This is a genomic window from Teredinibacter franksiae, assembly GCF_014218805.1.
GTDB lineage: Bacteria > Pseudomonadota > Gammaproteobacteria > Pseudomonadales > Cellvibrionaceae > Teredinibacter > Teredinibacter franksiae.
On the sequence record NZ_JACJUV010000001.1, the window covers coordinates 2,208,001 to 2,230,923 of the forward strand.

Here is a 22,923-nt window from a genome sequence, read left to right on the forward strand (position 1 = left end):
AAGTTGGAATACACACGAATAAATTCACTACCGTAGGCGTATATCCCCCTAAATATTTGTCAAAACTTTTGATTCAATCCGATGGAAAACCCGAACGTACGTGGCACCTGCACATCATCAACATCGACAGACTCTAAACCCCAAGAACCATCCATGGTTAGCCGCTGAAAAAACGTGAACCCTAAGTTAAAACTGGTTAACGCTGATCCCGCCAAATTTTTCTGGTAGCCTGCCCGAATCGCTGGCCAGAACCTATGTTCTGATTGGTAGGATGTTGCTAAGGTCATCCATTGATTTTGTTGGCCAACAACATCATCGTAAGCGGCTAATTCCATGGACCCACTAACCGACCATTTTTTTGTCAAAAAATAGACCCCGTCCAAAGTCGCTAACGCCTTTTGTTCATGCTCTTCATGCCCCACAACCTCACCCAACACCTCTACAAAATATTGGGCTGTATCGCAATTACTGCGCTCAATGCTGTCTTCGGGAAAACCGTCGCAGGCAACGCCGATGGCACCATAGCTATAAGCGGGTGAATTCAAATCGGTAATACTCAATCCGGCACGATACCGATCGGCATCCACCATCACACCGATATCCACGCTGAAATTGGTAGAAGCATTCAGGTTTTGATCGTAACTATCGACAATCACATCTTCTATGCTTTCGCCATTAAGCTGTTGCAGCGCAATAATCTGCTTACTGAGCTCCATGCGTACGAGATTTAGCTTTACCCCGGCATACACATCCAGTTTTTTGTTTTGGTTACCGAAAGCGAAAATCTTTTTACTCGCGCCTCCAGACAGGCGCGCCTCTAGACCACTTTTGAGGTAAGCAGAGGTGTTAGTATTGAAGAGGGTATCTATATCAAAAGTTAGCTCATCGTCGAGTATGCTCATCCCCACCGTGGCGCCGTAGCTAAATTCTGCAAAAAAAGTCGCGTTGAGCGATTCGCTGCGGAAATATAACGGCATTAGCGGGGCAGTAAGCCCTACATTATTTCTTGTGTAACCATCTTCGCCCATCTTAACGAGTACTTCGTTAAACCGGTCCAATACATCCTGCACCGGTTCGTCGATAGAGCTGGGGTCGTCCAGAAGATCGATAAGCTCATCGAGGTCGTCGATAAAATTGTCTACCTCTCCCAATTCATGACGATTCCAGAATGTGGGCAGGATATTCATACGCCACGCGTCGTACTCAAACACTGGTAGCGCAGCATAGGCGGGGTTTGTTGCCGCAGCAAAAATAGAATGCTCCGAGGGGGTATCTCCGGTAGTGTAGTTGGGCCCAGCGTATACGCCGTTGGAGCCCGCATTGGCCTCCAGCGTAATAGTCGCTGTGACGATAATGGCGAGTATCTTTCTCACATAATCTCCTATTTTGGACAGTCCACCCGAAAAGTTTAGCCAATAGCGAACGAGAGACCTCAGTTAAAGCGAGGTTATGCAAAATCAGTCTAGTGAGTGGATAATTTAGGCTATGCCTCCTTCTGCTAATGCACAAAACATTGAATAATCACGACTGACCAAACAAAAATCACACGGCTTATAATGTAAAAGTCATGACACACGATAAACACGACAGAATATGGAATACCATCGCGCAAATACCTGAGGGGAAAATCGCGGGCTACGGGCATATTGCAACTTTGGCTGGCCTGCCCGGCAGGGCGCGCATGGTGGGAAAGGTAATGGGGCTGGCACCCAAAGAATTACAACTTCCGTGGCAACGGGTGCTGCGCTCAAGTGGCGAAATTGCCTTCACAGCCCATTCGACTATGGCAAAAAAGCAAGCGCAATTGTTGAGACACGAAGGTGTTATTGTGGAAAACAACCGAGTACGTATGTCTATTTATCAGTGGCAACCGACACTGGAGGAACTGTTCGCACTGGGCTACGAAGAGCACTCGTAATTTAAGGGCAGCTCTATTGCGCCGTTTGTACTCGATTACGCCCGTCATGTTTTGCTTGGTAAACAGCATTGTCTGCCGCTTTAAAAAGGCTATCAAAATTATTTAGTGCTTGTGACAATTCCGCCACTCCGAAACTAGCGGTTAAAGCCAGCCCTGCCGGTTTTGCGCTTTCGATTTTGGCTCGTAGCTCTTCAGCTTTTTTTACCGCGAACATCAAGTCACAATGTGCCAGTAATAAAATAAATTCTTCTCCACCTAAGCGCGCCACAATGTCTTCAGTACGCGAATGTGTTTTTAATATATCGGCAATCGCCTTTAGTACTTGGTCGCCTTTATCATGCCCCCAGGTATCATTGACGGACTTGAAGTGATCTATGTCGAGCACAATTATCGAATAGGGAATTCTGTGCCGCTGCGCCTCTTTTATTCGACCGCCCACCTGGCTCACCATATAATGGCGGTTATACAAACCGGTTAGCTGATCGTGCATGGCCAAGTAATGCATTTCTTCACGCTGCGCTTCTACGGTGTCGACAAGGCGTTTGTACTTAATCATATTTTCAACGCGAACAGTAACATCCAGGGTTTCTATAGGTTTAACGAGGTAATCGTTAGCCCCGGCACGCAAGAATTCGTATTTTCTTGCGGGGTCGTCTAGTGCTGTTGTTGCCAATATGGGGATACGTTTCCACGGGTGATCTAGGTTCCGCACTTCACTGATAAACTCCATGCCCGTCATTTTCCCGTTAAGAAAAAAATCGACAATAATGACATCGGCTTCAGCGTCGCCGGCATGCTTTAGCGCCTCTTCTGCGGCGTTATAGCAGGTACATTCACAAAAATTCGATTCCAATATCGCTTTTAGTACCAACTGTTGTGATAGATCATCTTCAATAATAATCACCTTATTTTCATTGTTCTTGGCATAGGTACTTCGGCAAAGTACCTGTTCGACATAGTTTTTGAATTTGCCAATTTCAGTGCGGGTGAAAATTTGCGTGTAACCAACAGCATAATAGCTGCGGTCGAATTCGGTGCTGCGAGTGGTTAACAAAACCAGCGGTGTGTGGGCGTAGTTTTTTTCGGTGCGAAGTTTAAGCGCGAAGTATTCGGGTTCGTCTTTTAGAAGTGAGCTGGAAACAACAATAAGGGAGTAGGGTATATCCTGTTTATTGAGTTGTGCGAATGCATTCTCGGTATCACCGACAACATCTACCTCAATGTCGTTGACAGAGAATATTTGCCCCAGAATAGCCTGAGATGTTTTTGAGTTATCGACAACCAACGCTTTGTTAATAGCCAAATCAGCATGCCTGATTTTCCACTAATTTCTTGCAACAAAACCCGCCGCACCTTGCCTAATGAGCGACAAATCAACCACAAGCCATTTACAAAGCCTAGTCATCCCAGGGCAGGTTATCAAGCATGCCCTTTCGACTGGAGATCATTTCTTCGTAAGTGTGCACTGTGGCTAGATCCAGCAGTTCGTCACGAAGTCTCAACCTTTCGAGCTGTCGCTCGAGACAGGTGATTTCGCGGACCAGTTGCTGGCGCATAAGAGAAGTATTGTTGTATGCAATACGCAGGTGACTCGTTTGATGTGCCCGGTTCATATCCCTTTTTTCCGTCAATTTTTTCTTTTGGATCTTGGATACTGCCGAGGCTCTTCGTGAGCTTCGCACAGGGCAAACTATTGCCTTGTTAGCAGACCAAGGACATTACTTTGATGCCCATTCGTTGGCGCGAGAAGTAATACAGCTGTACCTCAATCGCCGGTCAATCAAATATAGACAATAAAACCCAATAGAACAGGCATGAGTTAACGGAAATGAAACAACACAAGGAAGCTTGCGCCACTATTTTCTTCTTAAAATTCAACGGTTAATAGCCCATTTTGGGGCCAATGAACGAATAAAAAATATTTTTTGCGCCAACATGGAATATGGCTGTGACTTGAGGCGCTATTCCGTTATTAGCAGTGCCTCCCAGTTGTATTGGGTGTCACCAATGACGTAAAAAAACGGATTCAAAATGTCGGCTTTGGCGTTATAGAGCAGTGGCTCAAGGTTGATATCCACCACTTTGCCTCCTGCAGCTTCGACCACCGCCTGCGCGGCGGCCGTATCCCATTCGCTGGTGAGCGCCAAACGCGGATAGAGATCTGCCTGGCCTTCGGCAACCAAACAAAGCTTGAGTGAACTGCCCATACTTTTGGTAGCAACCAGCCCTGCGGCGGCTTCTATGCGCGCTATTAGCCCTTCAACTTCTCTAGCGCCATGATGGCGGCTAGCCACCAGCTCTACAGGTTTACCGCACTCTATTTGAGCCTGTAGCGGTCGAGTTTGAATCGGTTTTGTTTTACCCCGCTCTGTTTTCCAAGCGCCGACACCGGCAATACCGCCATACATAATGTTGAGTACTGGCACATATACCACCCCAAGTACCGCCTTATGCCCGTCGATTAACGCGACATTAACGGTGAATTCACCGTTGCGATTAATAAATTCTTTAGTGCCGTCTAGGGGGTCGATAAGCCAATAGCGCTGCCATTGGCTGCGAATGGAAAAACTCGGTATTGCTGCCTCCTCGGATAACACCGGCACCCCCGGCAACAGCGCTTTGAGCGCAGGTTCGAGTACGTCATGGGCGGCGATGTCTGCGCGGGTGACGGGAGAATTGTCGGCTTTACTCGTGACTTCGAGCTCGTCGGAGGACTCATACACCGCCATTATTCTTTCGCCAGCGGCTCGGCAAATGCTGGCCACGTGGTCCAATAGGGCATTATCGATCATAAAGGGGTCGCTTTACGGCTTGGGCTTAAGCTGGAATTCAGTGTCGGCCACATTATTACTATAAACGGCACCACTATAATTAGAGATGCCGTAAAGTTAGGTACTTACTTCAGCGTTAAGCACGGCCCGCGCCATAAACAGCGCCGCAATTGAGCGCGCCTCGGTCAGATCTTCTCGGTAAATCAAATCTTCAAGTTCGGACAACTTACAGGGCACCACCTCAAGGGGCTCGGGCTCGTCACCCTCGGCTGTTTGCGCGTATAAATCCTGGGCAAGTACAATTTGGGTGTGATGCTGCAGATAGCTAGGGGACTGGCTGAGGGTTTTAAGGTGGCGCAAGGATTTCGCACCATAACCAACCTCTTCCATTAACTCGCGGTTGGCGCCATCCAAGGGGTCTTCGCCAGGCTCCACACGACCTTTTGGTAGGCCCAATTGGTATTCTTCAACCCCAACCCCATATTCACGAATTAACAGCACCGTATCTTCATCCAGCATTGGTACTATAATCACCGCCGGATTACCGTCGCTAGCCAAACGCTCATATGTGCGCTGCTCGCCGTTGCTAAAACGAAGATCTAGCTGCTGCACATGAAATAACCGTGTACGTGCAATATCCTCACATTTGAGTATCTCGGGTTTATCGGGCATGGTGATATCCAGAAAAAAGGGCTGAGTATTATAGCAATGATTGACTGGCAAACGATTGATACCGTGTTACTCGATATGGATGGCACCCTCCTCGACCTCCATTTTGATAACTACTTCTGGCTGACGCACTTACCGTTGCGCTATGCAGAGGCACACCAGATAAGCGAAGAGGAGGCCAACGCCTTCCTAATGGAGCATATCCGCCTCTATGAGGGCAGCCTAAAATGGTACTGCCTCGACCACTGGTCGGAACTGGTAAAAATGGATATTCCCGCACTCAAGCGTGAAATTCAGCACAAAATTCAATTGCGCCCGTACGCACAAGACTTTCTTAGTACGCTGCGTCAGCTGCAAAAAAAACTGGTGCTCATTACCAATGCACACCCCAAGGGGCTGGAACTGAAACTCGATATCACGGCTATCGATCAATGGCTAGATATCGTCATTTCGTCTCACGACTATCAGCTGCCTAAAGAAGACATAGGCTTCTGGCATGAACTGCAGGCACAGGAACAATTTGACCCTAAACGTACCGTTTTTATCGACGACACCCCTAGAGTGCTCGCGAAAGCAGCCGAATACGGTATTGCGCATCTGGTTTGTATCAATCAACCCGACAGCCAGAAACCACCCATACGTTCAGAAAAATATCTCGACATTTGTCATTTCGATGAAATAATGCCGCCCATTCATACTGGCTGATAAACCGTGGATAAAATACGCATAGATAAATGGCTTTGGGCCGCACGTTTTTTTAAAACCCGAAGCCTCGCCAAGCAAGCCATAGACGGTGGCAAGGTTCACTTTAATGGCGCCCGCATAAAACCCAGTAAAGATGTTGAAGTGGGTATGCAACTGGTTATTCGTCAGGGCTGGGATGAAAAAATTATTGATATACTCGCGGTTTCCAACCAACGGCGCGGCGCCCCAGAAGCCGCCATGCTTTACCGAGAAACACCGCAAAGTGAACAAGTACGCGCCCTAAAAGCCGAGCAACGCAAAGCCACAGGCGGACTGCATTCAGATAGCAAACCCACGGGCAAACAGCGCCGTCAAATTCATCGATTTAAACGTATTAATGTTGAAGACCATGAGTAATACCCTACACGATAAAACCCACCGATTTATTTTCGACAATACCGACCTCCGCGGTCAATTAGTTTCCCTTCAGGAAAGCTATCAAAAGGTGTTATTACAACAACAACTGCCCCCTGTATTACTGCCAGTACTAGGCGAATTCATAGCCGCTGTAGCGTTGCTCAGTGAAGTATTAAAATTTGAAGGTATTCTTACCCTGCAGGTTCGTGGCGACGGCCTAGTGCCGCTGATTATGGCCGAGGCCAATGACAGTGGCCACGTACGCGGAATCATGAATTTACGCCCTGATCTAACCGAAAACGGAGCCCTGCCAGACTGCACGCAATTCGATATTTCCAGCCTGAAAAAATTGGTGGGCGAAGGCGTACTGACTATGACCGTAGACCCGCAACAGGGCGAAAGATACCAAGGTATTGTTCCGCTTGAAGGCGAGTCACTTGGCGACAGTTTAGCCCACTATTTTGAGCAATCGGAACAACTGCCCACGCGCATCTGGCTGTTCGCCAACAATAAAAATTGTGGTGGCTTAATGTTGCAAAGCCTGCCTGCACAAAAGGTTAAAGACCACAGCGAACGCGAACAACAATGGAATACCACTGTACAACTTGCCAATACTGTCACCGCCGATGAGTTGTTCCAGCTCGCCCATGAACAATTGCTCTACCGGTTATTTAATGAGTTCGAATGCCGCGTATTTCCCGCGCGAGAGATTCAATTCAGGTGCAGTTGCAGCCGCCAGCGCAGTGAAAACGCTATTGCATCCTTGGGCAAACAGGAATCCTTTGAGCTGCTGCAAGAAAAAGGCAAAATAGGCATTGACTGCCAGTTCTGCGGAAAGCACTACTCCTTTAATAAAAATGACCTGGAAGGTCTTTTTGGTGGAAAAGAGGGTTCTAACGGCGCACTGCATTAACTGTTTTTCAAACAGCCTTTAGGGCGCCCCTATTAATCTCCGCCTTCCAGAACTATGCATTTTCCGGGGGGCCAAGAATGTACTTTTTACGCATTTTCCGTTGCGCTACTACCAAGTTCAATACTACATTATCTATACTATTCGCTAGCCTGATAATGCCTCTGCTGCTGGTAAACATTGCCAATACTAATGACACTAGCGGACGCTGGCTCCCCGCAGAACAGGCAACACACGCAGACAATATTATCGCTCTTCAATTTAATCCGGACGGCACGCTTTATATTGGGTTGTCAGGCAAAGTTGACAGTAACATATTGGCCCGGTGGCGGTAACGCTGGATATTTACCGCAATTATGGCCGAGAAAATGAAAAACGTGAAACTACTACCGTACGGCTCGAAAAACCAAAGGACGGTATCGACATTGGCCGGATTCGAGTGCAGTAATCTAGCACACTCAACACGCTAGTCTGAAACCAGCAGCCCTGTATCAATGCATGCCTGCTCAAGCGCGGCGATATTGGGAACAACAAACTCTTCCATGCCAACCTTTACTTGCATGTCGTCATAGGCGCGCTGTTGCTTGTCCGTATTTTCGACGATATCGCTCTCGCCAACACGCACCATGCGCGGAATTCCCTGGGTGGGAATAGCAACGAAGGGCAGGCGCTGATCTATGCCGGTATTGTTCAACACTGCCATACGCCCCTGAGGGTTTAGCGGTGTTACCGGGCCACCATTGATGCCTTCGTAAGAAATAACTGGCACCCGCGTGTTGCGCCACTCATAAGTACCCAGCAACCAGTTAGGTGCATTGGTGATGGAGCCGATTGGATTCATCGGTGCCATTTCAGCAACGCTAACGGTGGGTAATAGCAGCGTACAATTAAGCAGTTGAACCAGCATACAGGGAATGTCTGAACCTTTGGAAACTGTTGCAACCTGTCCTTCACTCATTGTTTTTTACCGGTTTTGATTGACTCATAATGTTAATTTATTTTTGCACTCGGTACTTGGGATAGGTGGCGCCCATGTACGAATTGTCGGGCCAGTGTTTCCGGTGGCCCCTGATAAGTGACGGCTCCCGTTTTTATTGCGGATACCGGCATCGAATCTACAGCGCAGGTGTCCGGTGACTGTGCCCAGACAACGCCTCCGGAACCACGCATATAGCTGCAGCTTTGGGCGCCATCATCGCCCATACCCGAAAATACGATTACCCCGGAACGCTTACCAAAATTTCTCGCTACTTTGGCAATCACCTGATCGGCCGAAGGCTGATAAAGCCCAACCCAGGTTTCTGCAACCGGTGCAATGACACCGGTATTGTGAATATCGACCTGATGGGATGGCGACACAATATAAATACATTTTTCCAGTAGTGGTTGGGCACGATCGCAACTCAAGACTGCCCAAGAGGTACTAAGCAATAACGCTCGCTGTAACGTCGCGCTTATCTCGGCGTTAATATGTTGCACATATATAAACGCAACACCGGTTATATCTTCAGGAAGAGCCTTTAAAAATAAACCTACGGCCTCAGGACCACCAGTGGAACCGGCCAGCACCCAAACCTCGTCAGCTTTCGCGACTTCACCCGATTGAGCGCCAGTGCCTGTGCACAATTGGATTTTGCTGGCGAACCGGCTTACGCGCTCCGCTTGCCCTAGAGCAGAATAGCTTTCGATATCGTCGTATATCACCGGTACGTCGAAAGCCTCTAACTCTTCCATTAAGGTAATGGATTTTTCGTGCTGTAAATCAAGGCGGGCAACCCAGGCTTCAACCTCAGCAACATTCTCAAGGCAGCCGCTGCTGGCCTTTAAAGCCAGTGCCACTTCATGGCCTGTCTGGTTGACCAATTGCACCAGGTCATCCAATTGCGCGGCTGTTTCGGCTAATAGCCCGAATTTAAGGGCTTGCACAGGCTCAACTCTTCTTCTGCTCCGATAAGAGCTTGTTTATACCTTCTAACAGGGCTTCTTCCTGATAAGGCTTACCCATATAGTCGTTAACACCCAGCTCCATTGCGCGATCGCGATGCTTATCCCCCGTTCGCGAGGTAATCATAATAATGGGTAGATGCTTCCAACGACTGGTCGTGCGAATATTTTTCGCCACTTCGAAACCATCCATGCGCGGCATCTCAATATCGAGCAGCATGAGGTCGGGAATTTCATCTTGAAGTACACGCAAAGCATCAACCCCGTCTTTGGCGGTGATGACATTAAAGCCCTCTCGCTCAAGGAAACGGGTAGTCACTTTTCGTACTGTTACGGAATCATCCACCACCATAATGTTTTTGATGATATCGACAGGCTCTTCTTCCACCGGCCGGTTGGCCAAGGCTTTTTGCATTTCGAGATTATTAGCGTTAGCCACTTCCTGACGAACCAAGGCGTGCGGATCCAAAATCACAACCACGCTGCCATCACCCATCAGGGTAGCGCCTGAAAGCCCTTGTACGGAGCTAAACTGCGAGCCCAGCGTTTTCACAACCACTTCACGGCTACCCAAGAGATGGTCCACTTGTACGGCCATGGTTCTATCGGCAGAACGCACCAATAAAACGGGTAGTGGTAGTGCTTGGCCATCCAGCTTGGCGCGGATATTGGCATTTAACATGGAGCCAAGATAGCGCACCATGTATTTTTCACCGGCGTACTCAAAACGCGCATCGGCGGTGCTGTAATAATGTTCCAGCTCGAACGGGCTAACCCGCACAATACCTTCAATAGTGTTCAATGGAATCGCGTATTGATCTAGCCCTATTTCAACCATCAGCGCGCGGTTAACCGATACGGTAAAGGGCAGGCGCACCACAATTTCTGTGCCCTTCCCCCACTGGGAGTTGATCACCACCGAGCCACCCATGGCTTTAATTTCAGAGGAGACAACATCCATACCCACTCCACGACCGGAGATTTGGGTAACGGTTTCAGCGGTACTAAAACCAGCGTGCAGAATAAACTGCATAACATCGAAATCGCTAAGGTCTGAATCTGAACTCATGAGCCCGCGCTCAATCGCTTTTTCACGAACGCGACGTAAATCCACACCGCGCCCATCGTCGACCAAACGAAGAATTACATCACCACCCTCACGCCCGAGTGACAAGACAATACGACCGGTTTCAGGTTTGCTTTTTTCAATTCTTTTTTCGGGTAATTCAATACCGTGATCCACCGCATTACGCAGCATGTGCTCCAGCGGTGGCACCATACGCTCAAGTACAGAGCGGTCTAATTCACCTTCAACATTGTCAAGTTCAAAGCTTACGTTTTTACCGAGTTCAGTGGAAACTTGCCGCACAATTCGGCGCAACCTTGGTACCAGCCGAGAGAAGGGCACCATACGTGAACGCATTAGCCCTTCCTGCAAAGTCGTGTTAATACGTGACTGCTGTAATAACAGTGTTTCGGTATCGCGAATGTTATCTGTAAGGGTCTGACGCAAGTCGACAAGGTCGGATGCGGATTCGATCAACGAGCGCGATAACTGCTGCAACTGGGAATAACGGTCCATTTCCAGTGGGTCGAATTCTTCGTCGGCTGCCAACTGCTCTTGGCGAAATATAACCTGTGCTTCGGTTTCAATATCCAAACGGCGCAACTGCTCCTGCAGGCGCGCAATGGTCGAATCGATATCATCAAGCGATTGCGAAAAATCACTCACTTGCTGTTCAATACGTGCTCGGCTGATGGACGTCTCACCGGCTAGGTTCACCAGTTCTTCAAGTAGTTCTGAATTAACCTTGATAACTTCTTGCGGCCCAGCCGTTTTTCGCACGGCAGCCTGTTGCCCACCACCGCCGCCGCTAACACTCGGCATGGTGAACTCACCAGGCTCGGATTCACCCGTATCACGCACCTTAGTGGGCGCAAAGGGAAGTACATTAGAATCACTTTGGCCGTCGTCTGCGGCCTCTGGTGTACCGCTCGCAGGCTCCGCAGCCGAAGGAGTTTGCACTTCAGGGGGTTGTGGAAGTTGCTCTGTACCAGGCTCTGTACCTGACTCTATGCCGAGTGATCCATCGGCCTCAGCACTGCTGGTACCCCCAACCATAAAGACTTGTATCGCCCGCACACCGCTCAATACACGGTCTTGATAATCGTGAATCGTCGCGAAAAACAGATCGTCAATATCGTCCATTTTAGTGGCGATCAGATAGCTTTCGTAGTTGTGAGTAAGTTCACCCAAGTTACTCATTCCCGCAAGTCGAGCACCGCCCTTTAGGGTGTGCAACGCGCGCTTAATTTGCTCTGGACACTCTTCATCGGACCAGTCACCTTCCCAGGTATGTATCGCCTCGTCCATTTCTTCAATAAGCTCGTCGGCTTCTTCAAGAAAGACCTCAAGAATGTCTTCTTCAAAGTCTTCATCAGCTGTGTCAATGGTGTCTAGCAAACCAGGGACAGCAATACTCGAGGGTGTTTCTGGCTCGCTTTCAGGTTCTTCGCGTATAAGCTCAACGGGGGCGTCTTCGGCCGGCTCTGTACCTTCGGAACCTGCATCAACCACAGGCTCGTCAATCGCCACTAAATCTTCGAGCACGCTTTCTTCTGCTTCAGCACTGTTGAGCGATAGCTCTTCAAATTCAACTTTGTCTAAGCCCTCAGCATTCTGCGGACTTTCGACTTCTTCGTTTGTGGTTGGGGTATCGAACAGGCCAAAATCGATAGACTCGTGTTCACCGGTTTCCTCTTCCTCAACCAGCGTAAAGTCGTGGTCACCCGCTTCGGAATCAACTGGCGTATGCTCTTCATCGCCCGTGTCCAAAACGAAACCATCGTCCCCCAGCAGTAACTCTCCGTCATCATCTAAGTCTGCACCCAGATCACCGTCCACCAGAGGGGATTCGAAATGTATCTCTTCTTCGGCTTCCTCGAGAAGTGGCTGCTCGCTTTCAGCCTCTTCCTCTAGTCTAAATTCGTCAACAGGCTCTTCGAACAAGGCCTCTTCAAATAAAGCCTCCTTAAACAAGGGGCGATCACCCGCTTCTGTAGCCTCTGCTTCTGTAGCCTCTGCTTCTGTAGCCTCTGCTTCTGAAGCATCAACATCAACCGCATCGTTAGCCGAGCTTTGGTCCACAGGAAGATCAAATTCAATCACCCCCGACTCGTCTAAGCCCTCAACAGTCGGCATTTCATCGACCACTAGCGTTTCATCTATTGGCTCGTCGTATATTGGCTCGTCGTAGGTATCCTGACGTACCGGCAGCAAAGACCCGCTGTGAATCAGTGATGCCAGTGCCGAAGTCACTTCTTCTGAAGGCGGAATAACATTCTGGCCTGCGGCAACCGCATCGACCATATCCAGTAGCGCTGCATGACCGGACGCAAGGATTACGAAAAAATCTTCATTGGATTCCAACTGACCAGATTTGTACTGTTCGTATAAAGTTTTTACCTGTGCGCTAAGCGCAGCCATATCCGGTAAATTCGCTTGTTCAGCACCCGCTTCAAGCGTTGTTAACTCCTGAATAACAGGCTCTAACTGCCCACTAATACTGTCATTCTCTCGCCAACCTTCAATTATTTGATCGGCGTCCAACAGTAAATTCATCTCCTCTGCCATGAAGATGGAGAGCAATCTCGGATCTACTTGTTTCTGCCCATCCTTTTCCATTTCTTTCAAACGGATAAGGTGTCCAACCGCCAGCTCACGCAACTCAAAAGTACGCGCGATAAACTGATTGAGTAACGGTATCTGGACTGTCTGCCGTGCACTGATTTGAGCGAGGCTTGCGCGCGCGTAACTGACAGCATCGCGATAGAGCTGAAGAATATCGGCGTTGATATCGACCTGGTATGTCACAAGCTCTTTGGCAAAAGACTCCAGTGGCTCCGCCATGGCGCCAATATCAGCAACTTGAGCCATCTTGGCACTGCCCTTAAGGGTATGCAGTGCCCGCTGAAATTCATCACTGGGTGGCGAGTAGAGCGGCGCATCGGCTTCCATTTCGGCAATAAACGCCTCCATGGTCGCTAAGTGTGTAACCGCTTCGGAGGAGAAGATATCCCACAACACTTGGTTTTCGTCTTCTTCCTGCTGGCGCTCCTTTTCCTCAGCCGTGGCAACCGGGGGTTCCGCTGCTGGAGCCGGAGCAACTGAAAGGTTGGGTAGTGGTACGCCTTCACCGGCCGGCACTGCAGCCAATTCCGGTGGAACGTGACCTTCCGCAAGGGCTTCGGCCCATGCCATATATTGGTCGGCAAGCGCTTTGTGGGGATTGGCTTTTTTCGCCGAAAATGCGGAAATAAGATCAGGCAATAAATTGATAGCCAGATCAATAATGTGGCCATAAGCCGGCTGTGCTTTAACACTGTTATCGATTATCCGATTGAGCATATTCTCAATCGACCAGGCTAATTCACCAATATCGTGCGCTTCCACCATACGACCGCTGCCCTTGAGCGTATGAAATGCACGGCGCACAACGACCAGTGAATCCTGGTCGTACATATTGGCCTTCCACTGCGGAAGATATTCGTCGAGTGTTTCTTTAACCTCAATCGCTTCTTCAACAAATATTTCTACGATCTCATCATCGATATCACTTTCTTCGCCGTCGTCATCAACACTAATTTGGTCGAGAGACACCCTTGGCTCAGCCACTACTGGCGTGCTTTCAGCCGGGGACGAAACTTCAGCAACTGGTGGGGCCGCCGGGGCTTGTGGACTAGATGGCGCAAACGCCTCCTGGGGCAACCCTCGCGGTGATTTACCTGCGGGTTCTGGTGCTTTTGCCAGAGCAGGCTCCACAAGGGTAAGTTCGGGTTCAATCCCCGTAGCGGTAGCACTTGATGCTGACAATCCTGCATTAGATTTAGCTGAGCCGTCTAGCGGATAGCCAAGTGAGGCAACACTGGATTCGGCCACATCTAGCAGAGATTCAGTATCATCATCCAAATCACCCAATAGGCGCTCTAGATAATACTCGAGGCTGGCAATAGCATCGGCCAATGTATCAAGTGACTCCCAACCGGGCTGAATATTGCGATCAATTAATTGCTCTTGGATGTACGCACTGCAGGATTCAAGTATGGCTGCAGGGCGAGGCAGTGGAATCATATCCAAACCGCCGCGAATATTATGTAACAGCCCACCAACATTCAGTAGGTGGCTCTTATCCCACTTCGATGAAATATACTCAACAATGGCATCTTTAGCCTGCTCAAGCCCGTGCTGGCACTCTTTAAGTACCGTAATTTTAGCCTGATCAATTTCAATTTCGCGCTCGTTAACGCTGGCGAGATCACGGTTGGTTCCCACCACTTTGGCAATGGCCTCTAAGCGGTGTTCAATTTCAATAATTTTACCCGCAACATCCAACAATTTTGCTTCATCAAAACTGTTTTGCTGGCTCATTTTCTCCAGCTCTTCTGCCTGGGTAGTCACTTGTTTGCGCAAGTCACCAATACCCAATACCGCCAAGGTGTCGGCAATACGTTTAATAATAGGCAGAATTTCTTTTAAATCTTCAGGAGAACCATGACCGGACAAGGAGAGATCCAGCGCATGCTTAATCGAATTAATTTCGTCACTCAGGGCAACGACCACGGAGCGAATCGCATCGGGGTCGGGCGCAGAAAGCGAATCTCCGTCGCCATCTTCACCAATGGTTACACCGTCGAGTAGCGCTTCAGACAAACTGTAACGCTGTTTAACCCGGTTAACTTTTTTACCACCGCTCTCTGCCCGCGCAATATAGTAGAGCAAGTTTTTCAGCAAGTTTTCACGCGGCATTAAATCGAGCGCGCCCGGTGCCTTCTCGCCCAGCACACGCAACTCGCGCGCAAGATGACGAAGCAAGCCACGCACCGCTACTGACAGCTCAATGTCACCACGTAGCAAGCCTTCAATTAATGCGGCAGACACTTCCCATAGTGGGTAACTGGCCGTACCCAGTGTAAGCGCCTCCATACGACTGAAAACCTTACCGAGATAATTCAGGTTTTCATCGACCTTAATTTCTCGAAGCACACTGGCCGCCGCAAACTGGTACATTTCGCGCAGCTTTTTCAACACCTGCTGTAGCTTGGCTTTATCGGCAGTAATGGGGTGACGACTGCCAAAAATTTCTTTGACACTCTGCAGGTTGGGCGCAAATAAATTAGTTTCGCTTAAATAACACTGATTACGAACGGCTCGCAGATCATTGAGTAGCGGTAGAACCAAACCCGGATGGTCTTCCTTTTGCACTCTGGCGTGCTCAAGGTAAATAGGAAGCTGTAATAGCGAGCGCATCAGTACTTCTTGAGCCTCTGGCGCACTCGTAACTTTGTGATCCATCAACGCCTGTGCGAGCTGCTCCATCTCTTCAGCCAACAGTGAAGCACCATGGAATTCAACCATTTGCAGGCTGCCATGTACCTGATGAATATGGGTCAGGCAGAAGCGAATACGCGTGGTGTCCTTTGGGTCTTCCACGTAGGCTTCGAGCGCTTGTCGAGCGTCATTGAGGGTTTCACTGATTTCCCCCATCACCCAATCGAGCGCGGCAAAATTTCGTTTATCTGCCATAGTTGAAGACCTGCACCACTATTTCTTGATAAATGAAAACTGCATTAAGCAGCTTCGGTTTTTTTTATGTACGCCTGAACTTCGTCGTAGGGCGCCCGAGCCATTTCCGGATGTGACCAATCGACCACTTCACCTAGGCCAACCACGAGTAAACCACCGGGTTTAAGACGGTCAACAAAAGCGTTCATAATCTCGTGGCGTAACCAGCGACGAAAGTACACCAACAGGTTCTGGCAAAAAATCACATCCTGCATGATGCTCGGCATCTCATTAATGTTCAGTACATTCGCGTGGTTAAAGCACACACGATCCTGCAATTCTGGCGATATCAGGTAGCGACCATTGTCCTGCTGGGTAAAGTAGCGCTGGCGAATCGACGGCTCCATCATCTCGACTTTGCGCTGCGGATAAATACCGTTGCGCGCAATAGTAAGTGCCGCCCTGCTGATATCAGTTGCCGTTACACCATAGTAAGGGTCAATGTTTGCGGTATCGAAGGTATCGTTGATAACAACTGACAGGGAGTATGGTTCCTCCCCCGATGAACAGCCAACACTCCAGACCTCGAAGGTATCTTTAAAGCTACTCTCGTCGATGTGCTGCTGCAAAAATTGAAGAACGCAGTCGATAGACGGACGATGACGAAAGAAACTGGTTTCTTTAACCACCAGCCTATCGATTAACACCGACCACTCCATCATCCCCGAAACACCATCCACAACACGATTGTAGTATTGTGAATAATCGGTTTGACCGAGCTCGCGCATGCGCATAGTAACCTGCGTTTGCAGAAATACCCGCTGCTGATCGCTGAGACAAATTCCAGCACGGTCTTCCAGCAATTTGCTCCACTGATCAAATTGCTTGTCGGAAAGATCCGGCGCTGCCTGTAAAGACCAAATCATGGATATTTAACCAACCCCTACGCCCGTACACCTGCGTTATGCTCGTCATCAATCGCGTGAAGTAACGTGGGGTCAGCATCATCATCCAGAGCATCATCTAGAGAGAGGTCAACAACATCGTCATCACCCAGAGTCGCCACATCTAATTCCGTGTCGGCTTCTAAATCCATATCAAAATCATCGTCACCTTCGCGCTCAATCAGCTCATCAGGCAGTTTGAAGCCCGATACTGAACCTCGCAGCTCAACAGCCAAGTCAGACAGATTACCAATCGAGGCCGCCGTTGCATTGGTACCGGCAGACGTTTGTGAGGTAATTTCCTGAATCACGTTCATCGTATTAGAAATGTGGCCCGCTGAGGAGGCTTGCTGACGCGCAGCATTCGAAATATTCTGGATCAATTCCGCAAGACTCGCCGATACCGCCTCGATCTCTTCCAGGGCAACACCCGCATCCTGCGCTAGGCGTGCTCCGCGCACCACTTCCGAGGTGGTTTGTTCCATCGAGATTACCGCTTCGTTGGTATCGTTCTGAATGGTTTTAACCAGCGCTTCAATCTGCTTAGTTGCTGTTGCGGAACGTTCCGCAAGGCGCTGTACTTCATCCGCTACCACGGCGAAGCCTCGACCGGCATCACCCGCCATCGATGCCTGAATTGCAGCGTTAAGTGCAAGGATGTTTGTTTGGTCGGCAATGTCGTTAATCAGCGATACGATGTCACCAATCTCCTGGGAAGATTCACCCAGTCGCTTAATTCGTTTCGAAGTATCTTGAATCTGTTCACGAATGGTATCCATGCCGTGAATAGTATTCTGTACCACTTTCGCACCGTTACTCGCGATCGATACCGATCGCTCCGCAACGCCCGCTGATTCGGCGGCGTTAGCGGATACTTGGTCGATAGTTACTGCCATCTCATTAACCGCAGCCGATGCCCCGGCAATTTCCTGCGCCTGATGTTCGGAAGCTTCGGCGAGGTGCAGCGCGGTCTGCTGAGTATCTTTAGAACCGTCCACAACACGCTCGGACGTTTCGTTAATACGCGAAACCAATACCCGCAGCTGGTCAATGGTGTAGTTGACGGAGTCGGCAATGGCACCGGTGAAATCTTCGGTTACCGTTGCGGTGGTTGTCAGGTCACCATCAGCGAGGTCGGCCAGCTCATCGAGCAGTCGTAAAATCGCGTTTTGGTTTCGTTCGTTCGTTTCGGCGGTTTCTTTCGCGCGCTGGTTGGTCGCCTGAATAAGCACCCAACCAACTAAGATTAGGAGAGCCAGCCATACAGCACCTACACCCAACAGTATGTTGTTGTTCCAGGTACGATTCTGTGGGAGCGCAACAATCTCATCGGACAAAGCACCGAGAGTTTGCAAAATCATAGGACCTTCATCGAGAATACTATTTGTAGCTAAACGCGCTTTAAAAAGTGCAGGAGACGCTTCGAAAATCTCCCTCACCGAGCCGCTCACAAATTCAAATAGCTCAGAAATCTCTTCCAGAGAGGACACCGCTTCGCCGTCCGTTACCCGAGAAATACTCATCGCCACATCGCCGTCCTGCATACCGTTAAGGACTTTACCGAAGAGGCTGGCATCGAGGTTAAACTGGTCAGCTGCACGGTCGGCGCCATCGCCACCCACTAGCATTTTATCCACGTTTCGACCAATGCGCTCAGCACGCCAAGACTGCATTTGAGCAACAGAAACCTGGTCGGCCGGCGCTCGGTTTTCAAGCAGGATTTCTACGATGTTGTTGTGTTCCGCCTGAAGCTCCGGGAGCGACTCGTTCAGGGTAGTTGCCACATCGTGTAAAAAGATAATTGTATCTTTATTTTCAGTAATTACCTGCGAGCTACGCTTCACCCGTGTCCAAACACCGTCAAACGCGGCGACTTGATCGGCTAAAACTATGCGCGTCTGGGTGTCTGCAGCTTTGAGCTGAGCCCAGGAGCGCTCCATAGCCGCGACAACACCTTGAAGCTCGCCGAAGGCCGGCTCATCACCGGCTGTCGCATCACGAGAAAGAGATGCCAGACGGAAGGACGATGCACGCAGGTCACTTGCCTGCTGCAGGTAAAACTGATCACGCTCAGCATTTGTGAACAACTGATAAATCACAAAGCCGATCAAGCCGGTCAGGGTTATTAGCCCAATTACCAACCCAGCCAGTAGCGGGTTCGATTTAGTCCGGGCAAACAAGCCCGCGGAATCACCTTTCATACGACGCTCCCAAGCGAATGTATGGCTCTAAACTAACGCGCAACAACTGCGCCCCGAAAAACAAGTACACGATCAAATAAAAAAACGTGCGCTCGTTATCTTTCAATCGCCAATTACAGGGTTAAACTGCAAGTTGGCAAATATGCGTCCACTCGGTGCTGCAGCACTTAAGCTAAAAGCAGCGGAGCCAACACACCGCGATACACTGGTTATAACAGTGCCGCGTTATTAAACTTTGCGTCTGCGGCCAGTTTGGCCATGCTAAATACCGGCCAAGGGTTGCCATCAGCATCCTGATAGGCACCTTCAATGTAGCCGCTCAAACCTCCTGGCAATGGCTCGTCGAAAGCCCCATAACTATCGGAGGTGAAGTGCTGCATACCAAACGCCATGTCCACCACAACTCCACTGTAGAGCACGTCGGTTTCTAACACCAATACACGATGATTTTTCTTACCAGAACTTATGACACCGCCAAAAAATAGCGGCAAATCGAACAGCGGCAGCAATCGGCCTCGCACATTCGAAAGACCGATAACCCAGGAATGAACCCCCGGAAGGCGAGTGGAGTTTGGCACCTCCATCAGTTCAGCAACATGGCTCATGGGTGCAACAAACTTGTGCCCTAGAATCGAAAAACCAATACCACTCCAGCGCGGAGCTGTATCCTGACGAGCAGGTAGACCACGGGCGGACTGACGACTTTTCGCGGCCAGATCACGCAGTACTGCATAAGCGGAACGCTCAGCCATTAATCTAATCCCCGACAACAGCTTTGGCTGGCATCACAAGCTCGCACCTCAGCTATCCGCTAACTTTGGCGATGGTTGTGAAGAGTTCCTTTTCGTCGATAGGCTTGGTGAGATAAGCCTTTGCGCCCTGGCGCATACCCCAAACCCTATCAGTCTCCTGATCCTTGGTGGTAACGATAATGACAGGGATATGAGCCGTTTCACTTGCCTTACTTAGCTGGCGAGTGGCTTGGAAGCCATTAAGCCCCGGCATCACTATATCCATAAGGATTACATCTGGCAGCTCGACTTTAGCGGTGCTTACACCCTCCTCGCCGTTCACTGCAGTAATCACCTTGTGCCCGTTCTTTTCGAGCATCCCGGTTAGTTTGTAGGTCTCTGTTGGAGAGTCATCAACAATCAGTACTTTCGCCATACTTCCCCCGGAGGTTTCTGAGGCAGAACAGGTTATATTTGGTCCATATATTTAGCTGGCTCGCGCTACTTTTACATGCGCTTCAATCGCCCCAATCAGCTCGCCCTTGCTGAATGGTTTCGTGAGGTACTGGTCTGAACCAACAATGCGCCCCTTAGCTTTATCGAACAAGCCGTCTTTACTGGACAGCATAATCACTGGGGTCGACTTAAATTCACTGTTATTTTTAATTAATGCGCAGGTCTGGTAGCCGTCCAAACGGGGCATCATGATATCGACAAAAATGATATCGGGACGGGTATCGGCTATTTTCGCGAGGGCATCAAAGCCATCTGTAGCCGTGACAACAGTGCACCCCACCTTTTTCAACAGCGTTTCAGCTGTTCGGCGGATGGTTTTACTGTCGTCGATAACCATCACTTTTAAGTGTTCTAGATTGACATCCATAAAGTGACCTTGCTAATTCGTATGTAAGAATGATGATAACTGCGCCACACACTTACTCTAACTAAAGTATGAGACAACTTTTAACATAGTTTTGCAGTTTAATCCATAAACGCTTGATAGAAATAGAATTCTCCACTTTTCTCCGGCTGCGGCCAAAGCCAGTATTTTACCGTCTCAAAGCATCAACTTCCGGATATACCGCATGGAACCACTGAACAGAGTTCTCAAGCCAAAAGGACCTAGAGAAACACTGTACCCAGCAATTCAACCTTTCGATACACAGAAAGGCCACCTACATGACACACCCAAAATGAAAAACACCCCCAAAAGACAGAGGCACAACGTTTTATTCTAAGATTCCTTTATAATCGTCCAAGTTTCCCGCTTTCGCCAATCAAACTTCAACCTGAACCTGGAGCCCTGCATTGAACACTACGCTCGCTATCGGTGTGGTCATGGACCCTATATCCACGATTACGCACTACAAGGATACTACGCTGGCATTACTTCTGGCTGCACAGGAAAGAGGCCATCAGCTTTTTTATATGGAAATGCGTGACCTATTTCTCGCTCAAGGGCAAGCTCGCGCCCGAATGGCTGTACTAAAAGTGTTCGACGACGAGGCCCACTGGTATCAGCTTGAACAAACCGAAGAAAAGGCGTTATCTGAACTGGATGCCGTACTGATGCGCAAAGATCCGCCGTTCGACAACCAGTATATTTACGCAACCTACATACTCGAGCGCGCCGAACAGCTTGGAACCTTGATCGTAAACAAACCCGCAAGCCTTCGCGACTGCAACGAAAAAGTTTTTGCCACCCAGTTCCCGCAGTGCTGCCCCCCCGTGCTTGTCAGCCGTGACCCCCAGCAACTCAAAGGATTCCACCAACAATATGGCGATGTTATTTTTAAACCACTAGACGGCATGGGTGGTACGGGAATTTTTCGCTGCAAAGCCGACGACCCCAATGTGAGCGTGATTATCGAAACCCTCACCGAAATGGGCGAAGGCTTCATCATGGCTCAGCAATTTATCCCCGACATTCGCAACGGTGATAAGCGCGTATTGGTCGTGAACGGCGAAGCCATACCCTACTCCCTTGCTCGAATTCCGGCCCAGGGCGAAACGCGCGGCAACCTTGCCGCCGGTGGCAGCGGTATTGCGCAGCCCCTAAGCGACCGAGATCGCTGGATTGTGGAACAGGTAGCGCCAACTCTGGTGGAAAAAGGGTTAATGTTCGTTGGGCTGGATATTATCGGCGATTACCTTACCGAAATTAACGTTACCAGCCCCACTTGCGTGCGGGAAATAGACAAAGCCTATAACACACGTATCGGCGAAAAATTAATCATAGCCATTGAGGCAAAACGCTAGAACCCATGACAGCCGTATTACTCCCAGAACCCAGCAGTGGTGATCGACTAAGCTTTACGTTTTTCATTGCCGCTGCCGTGCATGCAATGGTTATCTTTGGCCTCGGATTTTCCATTGAGAGTGGTCAAAAAATAGCCCCAACGCTTAACATTACACTGGCCACCCACAGCGATGAGCGTGCGCCAGAGAAAGCCGACTTCCTTGCGCAACACAACCAGCAAGCCAGCGGCACAATAGATATTGTTAAGGAGATTACCTCGCGTACACAGGCAGAAATAGCCGATACGAATGTGCGCGACGTAAACCCTATTGCACAACAAAAAGCCTCCAGTAAAAGCCAGAGTAATACGCAATTACTGTCCACAACACGCCCGCAAGAAACCCGTGTACTCAAGCAGAAAAACCCAGAAAAAACCGTTAACCGTGAAGAGAAGCAAGGCCAGGAAGTCGACACACCACTGGTAAACTTAGAACTTGCTAGCCTGCAGGCACACCTCGACAAACTTAAGCAGGCCGAAGCCAAGAAACCTCGAGTACGGCGACTAATTTCAGTTTCCACCAGAGCGGCACACGACGCCATATACCTGAACAACTGGGAAGAAAAAATAGAATTAATCGGCAACAAAAACTTCCCTGCCGAAGCCGTAGCCAAGGAGATATTTGGGAATCTGCGCCTAGCGGTATTAATCAATCGCACCGGTGGCGTGGAAAACATTGAAATCCTTCAGTCCTCCGGCCACAAATTACTCGATGACGCTGCCCTGCAGATTGTTCGCCTAGCGGCGCCTTTTGACCGTTTTCCACCCGAAATTCGGAAAACAGCGGACCAGCTAGAGATTATTCGAACCTGGCGCTTTGAAATTACCGGGCTTCGCACATCAAAATAGCGCAGCTGATTTTAGCGTTCCTACAA

At 49.4% G+C, this 22,923-nt stretch carries 20 protein-coding genes; 7 read left to right on the forward strand and 13 right to left on the reverse strand.

Annotation, left to right across the window (positions count from 1 at the left end):
• Positions 1–59: 59 nt before the first annotated feature.
• On the reverse strand, positions 60–1,373 hold the full coding sequence (traF, locus tag H5336_RS09100) for a conjugal transfer protein TraF (protein WP_185233462.1): 1,314 nt from the start codon (positions 1,371–1,373) through the stop codon (positions 60–62).
• Positions 1,374–1,567: 194 nt separating this feature from the next.
• Between traF and H5336_RS09105 the strand changes: the two genes are divergently transcribed.
• The gene (locus H5336_RS09105) at positions 1,568–1,918 is read left to right on the forward strand and encodes an MGMT family protein (RefSeq protein ID WP_185233463.1); all 351 of its coding nucleotides are present in this window, start codon (positions 1,568–1,570) and stop codon (positions 1,916–1,918) included.
• A gap of 13 nt (positions 1,919–1,931) precedes the next feature.
• On the opposite strand, the gene H5336_RS09110 is transcribed toward H5336_RS09105, so the two are convergent.
• The 4 genes from H5336_RS09110 to nudE all read right to left on the reverse strand — a co-directional run bounded on the left by H5336_RS09110 (position 1,932) and on the right by nudE (position 5,361).
• Positions 1,932–3,221, reverse strand: a complete 1,290-nt coding sequence (locus H5336_RS09110; protein ID WP_185233464.1) for a diguanylate cyclase — start codon at positions 3,219–3,221, stop codon at positions 1,932–1,934.
• Positions 3,222–3,315: 94 nt separating this feature from the next.
• Positions 3,316–3,531: a hypothetical protein gene (locus H5336_RS09115; protein WP_185233465.1), complete on the reverse strand. Its 216-nt coding sequence runs from the start codon at positions 3,529–3,531 to the stop codon at positions 3,316–3,318.
• 348 nt (positions 3,532–3,879) lie between these two features.
• Positions 3,880–4,710 carry a 3'(2'),5'-bisphosphate nucleotidase CysQ gene (gene cysQ, locus H5336_RS09120; RefSeq protein ID WP_185233466.1) on the reverse strand — a complete coding sequence of 277 codons (831 nt, stop codon included), beginning with the start codon at positions 4,708–4,710 and terminating at the stop codon, positions 3,880–3,882.
• Positions 4,711–4,806: 96 nt separating this feature from the next.
• Positions 4,807–5,361 (reverse strand): ADP compounds hydrolase NudE, encoded by a 555-nt coding sequence (nudE, locus tag H5336_RS09125; protein ID WP_185233467.1) that lies wholly within the window; start codon positions 5,359–5,361, stop codon positions 4,807–4,809.
• A 36-nt stretch (positions 5,362–5,397) separates the two neighbouring features.
• Between nudE and yrfG the strand changes: the two genes are divergently transcribed.
• The 4 genes from yrfG to H5336_RS23785 all read left to right on the forward strand — a co-directional run bounded on the left by yrfG (position 5,398) and on the right by H5336_RS23785 (position 7,817).
• On the forward strand, positions 5,398–6,063 hold the full coding sequence (gene yrfG, locus H5336_RS09130) for a GMP/IMP nucleotidase (RefSeq protein ID WP_185233468.1): 666 nt from the start codon (positions 5,398–5,400) through the stop codon (positions 6,061–6,063).
• A gap of 6 nt (positions 6,064–6,069) precedes the next feature.
• A complete protein-coding gene (locus H5336_RS09135) occupies positions 6,070–6,459 on the forward strand; it encodes an Hsp15 family ribosome-associated heat shock protein (RefSeq protein ID WP_185233469.1) in 390 nt (129 codons plus the stop codon).
• The gene (gene hslO / locus H5336_RS09140) at positions 6,452–7,372 is read left to right on the forward strand and encodes an Hsp33 family molecular chaperone HslO (RefSeq protein ID WP_185233471.1); all 921 of its coding nucleotides are present in this window, start codon (positions 6,452–6,454) and stop codon (positions 7,370–7,372) included. The genes H5336_RS09135 and hslO overlap by 8 nt, the downstream gene beginning before the upstream one ends.
• Positions 7,373–7,694: 322 nt before the next feature.
• Positions 7,695–7,817, forward strand: coding sequence for a hypothetical protein (locus H5336_RS23785; protein WP_376766529.1), 123 nt, complete (start codon positions 7,695–7,697; stop codon positions 7,815–7,817).
• 18 nt (positions 7,818–7,835) lie between these two features.
• Here H5336_RS23785 and H5336_RS09145 read toward each other — a convergent pair whose 3' ends face one another.
• The 8 genes from H5336_RS09145 to pilG all read right to left on the reverse strand — a co-directional run bounded on the left by H5336_RS09145 (position 7,836) and on the right by pilG (position 20,634).
• A complete protein-coding gene (locus H5336_RS09145; RefSeq protein ID WP_185233473.1) occupies positions 7,836–8,327 on the reverse strand; it encodes a chemotaxis protein CheW in 492 nt (163 codons plus the stop codon).
• A 32-nt stretch (positions 8,328–8,359) separates the two neighbouring features.
• Positions 8,360–9,295, reverse strand: a complete 936-nt coding sequence (locus tag H5336_RS09150) for a chemotaxis protein CheB (protein ID WP_185233475.1) — start codon at positions 9,293–9,295, stop codon at positions 8,360–8,362.
• A 4-nt stretch (positions 9,296–9,299) separates the two neighbouring features.
• Positions 9,300–15,896, reverse strand: a complete 6,597-nt coding sequence (locus tag H5336_RS09155) for a hybrid sensor histidine kinase/response regulator (RefSeq protein WP_185233477.1) — start codon at positions 15,894–15,896, stop codon at positions 9,300–9,302.
• A 44-nt stretch (positions 15,897–15,940) separates the two neighbouring features.
• Positions 15,941–16,801, reverse strand: coding sequence for a CheR family methyltransferase (locus H5336_RS09160; protein WP_185233479.1), 861 nt, complete (start codon positions 16,799–16,801; stop codon positions 15,941–15,943).
• A gap of 17 nt (positions 16,802–16,818) precedes the next feature.
• Positions 16,819–19,020: a methyl-accepting chemotaxis protein gene (locus H5336_RS09165; RefSeq protein ID WP_185233481.1), complete on the reverse strand. Its 2,202-nt coding sequence runs from the start codon at positions 19,018–19,020 to the stop codon at positions 16,819–16,821.
• A gap of 209 nt (positions 19,021–19,229) precedes the next feature.
• On the reverse strand, positions 19,230–19,772 hold the full coding sequence (locus H5336_RS09170; protein WP_185233483.1) for a chemotaxis protein CheW: 543 nt from the start codon (positions 19,770–19,772) through the stop codon (positions 19,230–19,232).
• A 52-nt stretch (positions 19,773–19,824) separates the two neighbouring features.
• The gene (gene pilH, locus H5336_RS09175; RefSeq protein WP_185233485.1) at positions 19,825–20,187 is read right to left on the reverse strand and encodes a twitching motility response regulator PilH; all 363 of its coding nucleotides are present in this window, start codon (positions 20,185–20,187) and stop codon (positions 19,825–19,827) included.
• A gap of 51 nt (positions 20,188–20,238) precedes the next feature.
• Complete coding sequence (pilG, locus tag H5336_RS09180) at positions 20,239–20,634, reverse strand: twitching motility response regulator PilG (RefSeq protein WP_121467187.1); 396 nt, start codon at positions 20,632–20,634, stop codon at positions 20,239–20,241.
• A gap of 425 nt (positions 20,635–21,059) precedes the next feature.
• Here pilG and gshB point away from each other — a divergent pair, with 425 nt between their 5' ends.
• Both gshB and H5336_RS09190 read left to right on the forward strand, forming a co-directional pair.
• A complete protein-coding gene (gene gshB, locus H5336_RS09185) occupies positions 21,060–22,010 on the forward strand; it encodes a glutathione synthase (protein WP_185233487.1) in 951 nt (316 codons plus the stop codon).
• A 5-nt stretch (positions 22,011–22,015) separates the two neighbouring features.
• Positions 22,016–22,897 carry an energy transducer TonB gene (locus H5336_RS09190; RefSeq protein ID WP_185233489.1) on the forward strand — a complete coding sequence of 294 codons (882 nt, stop codon included), beginning with the start codon at positions 22,016–22,018 and terminating at the stop codon, positions 22,895–22,897.
• Positions 22,898–22,923: the final 26 nt, after the last annotated feature.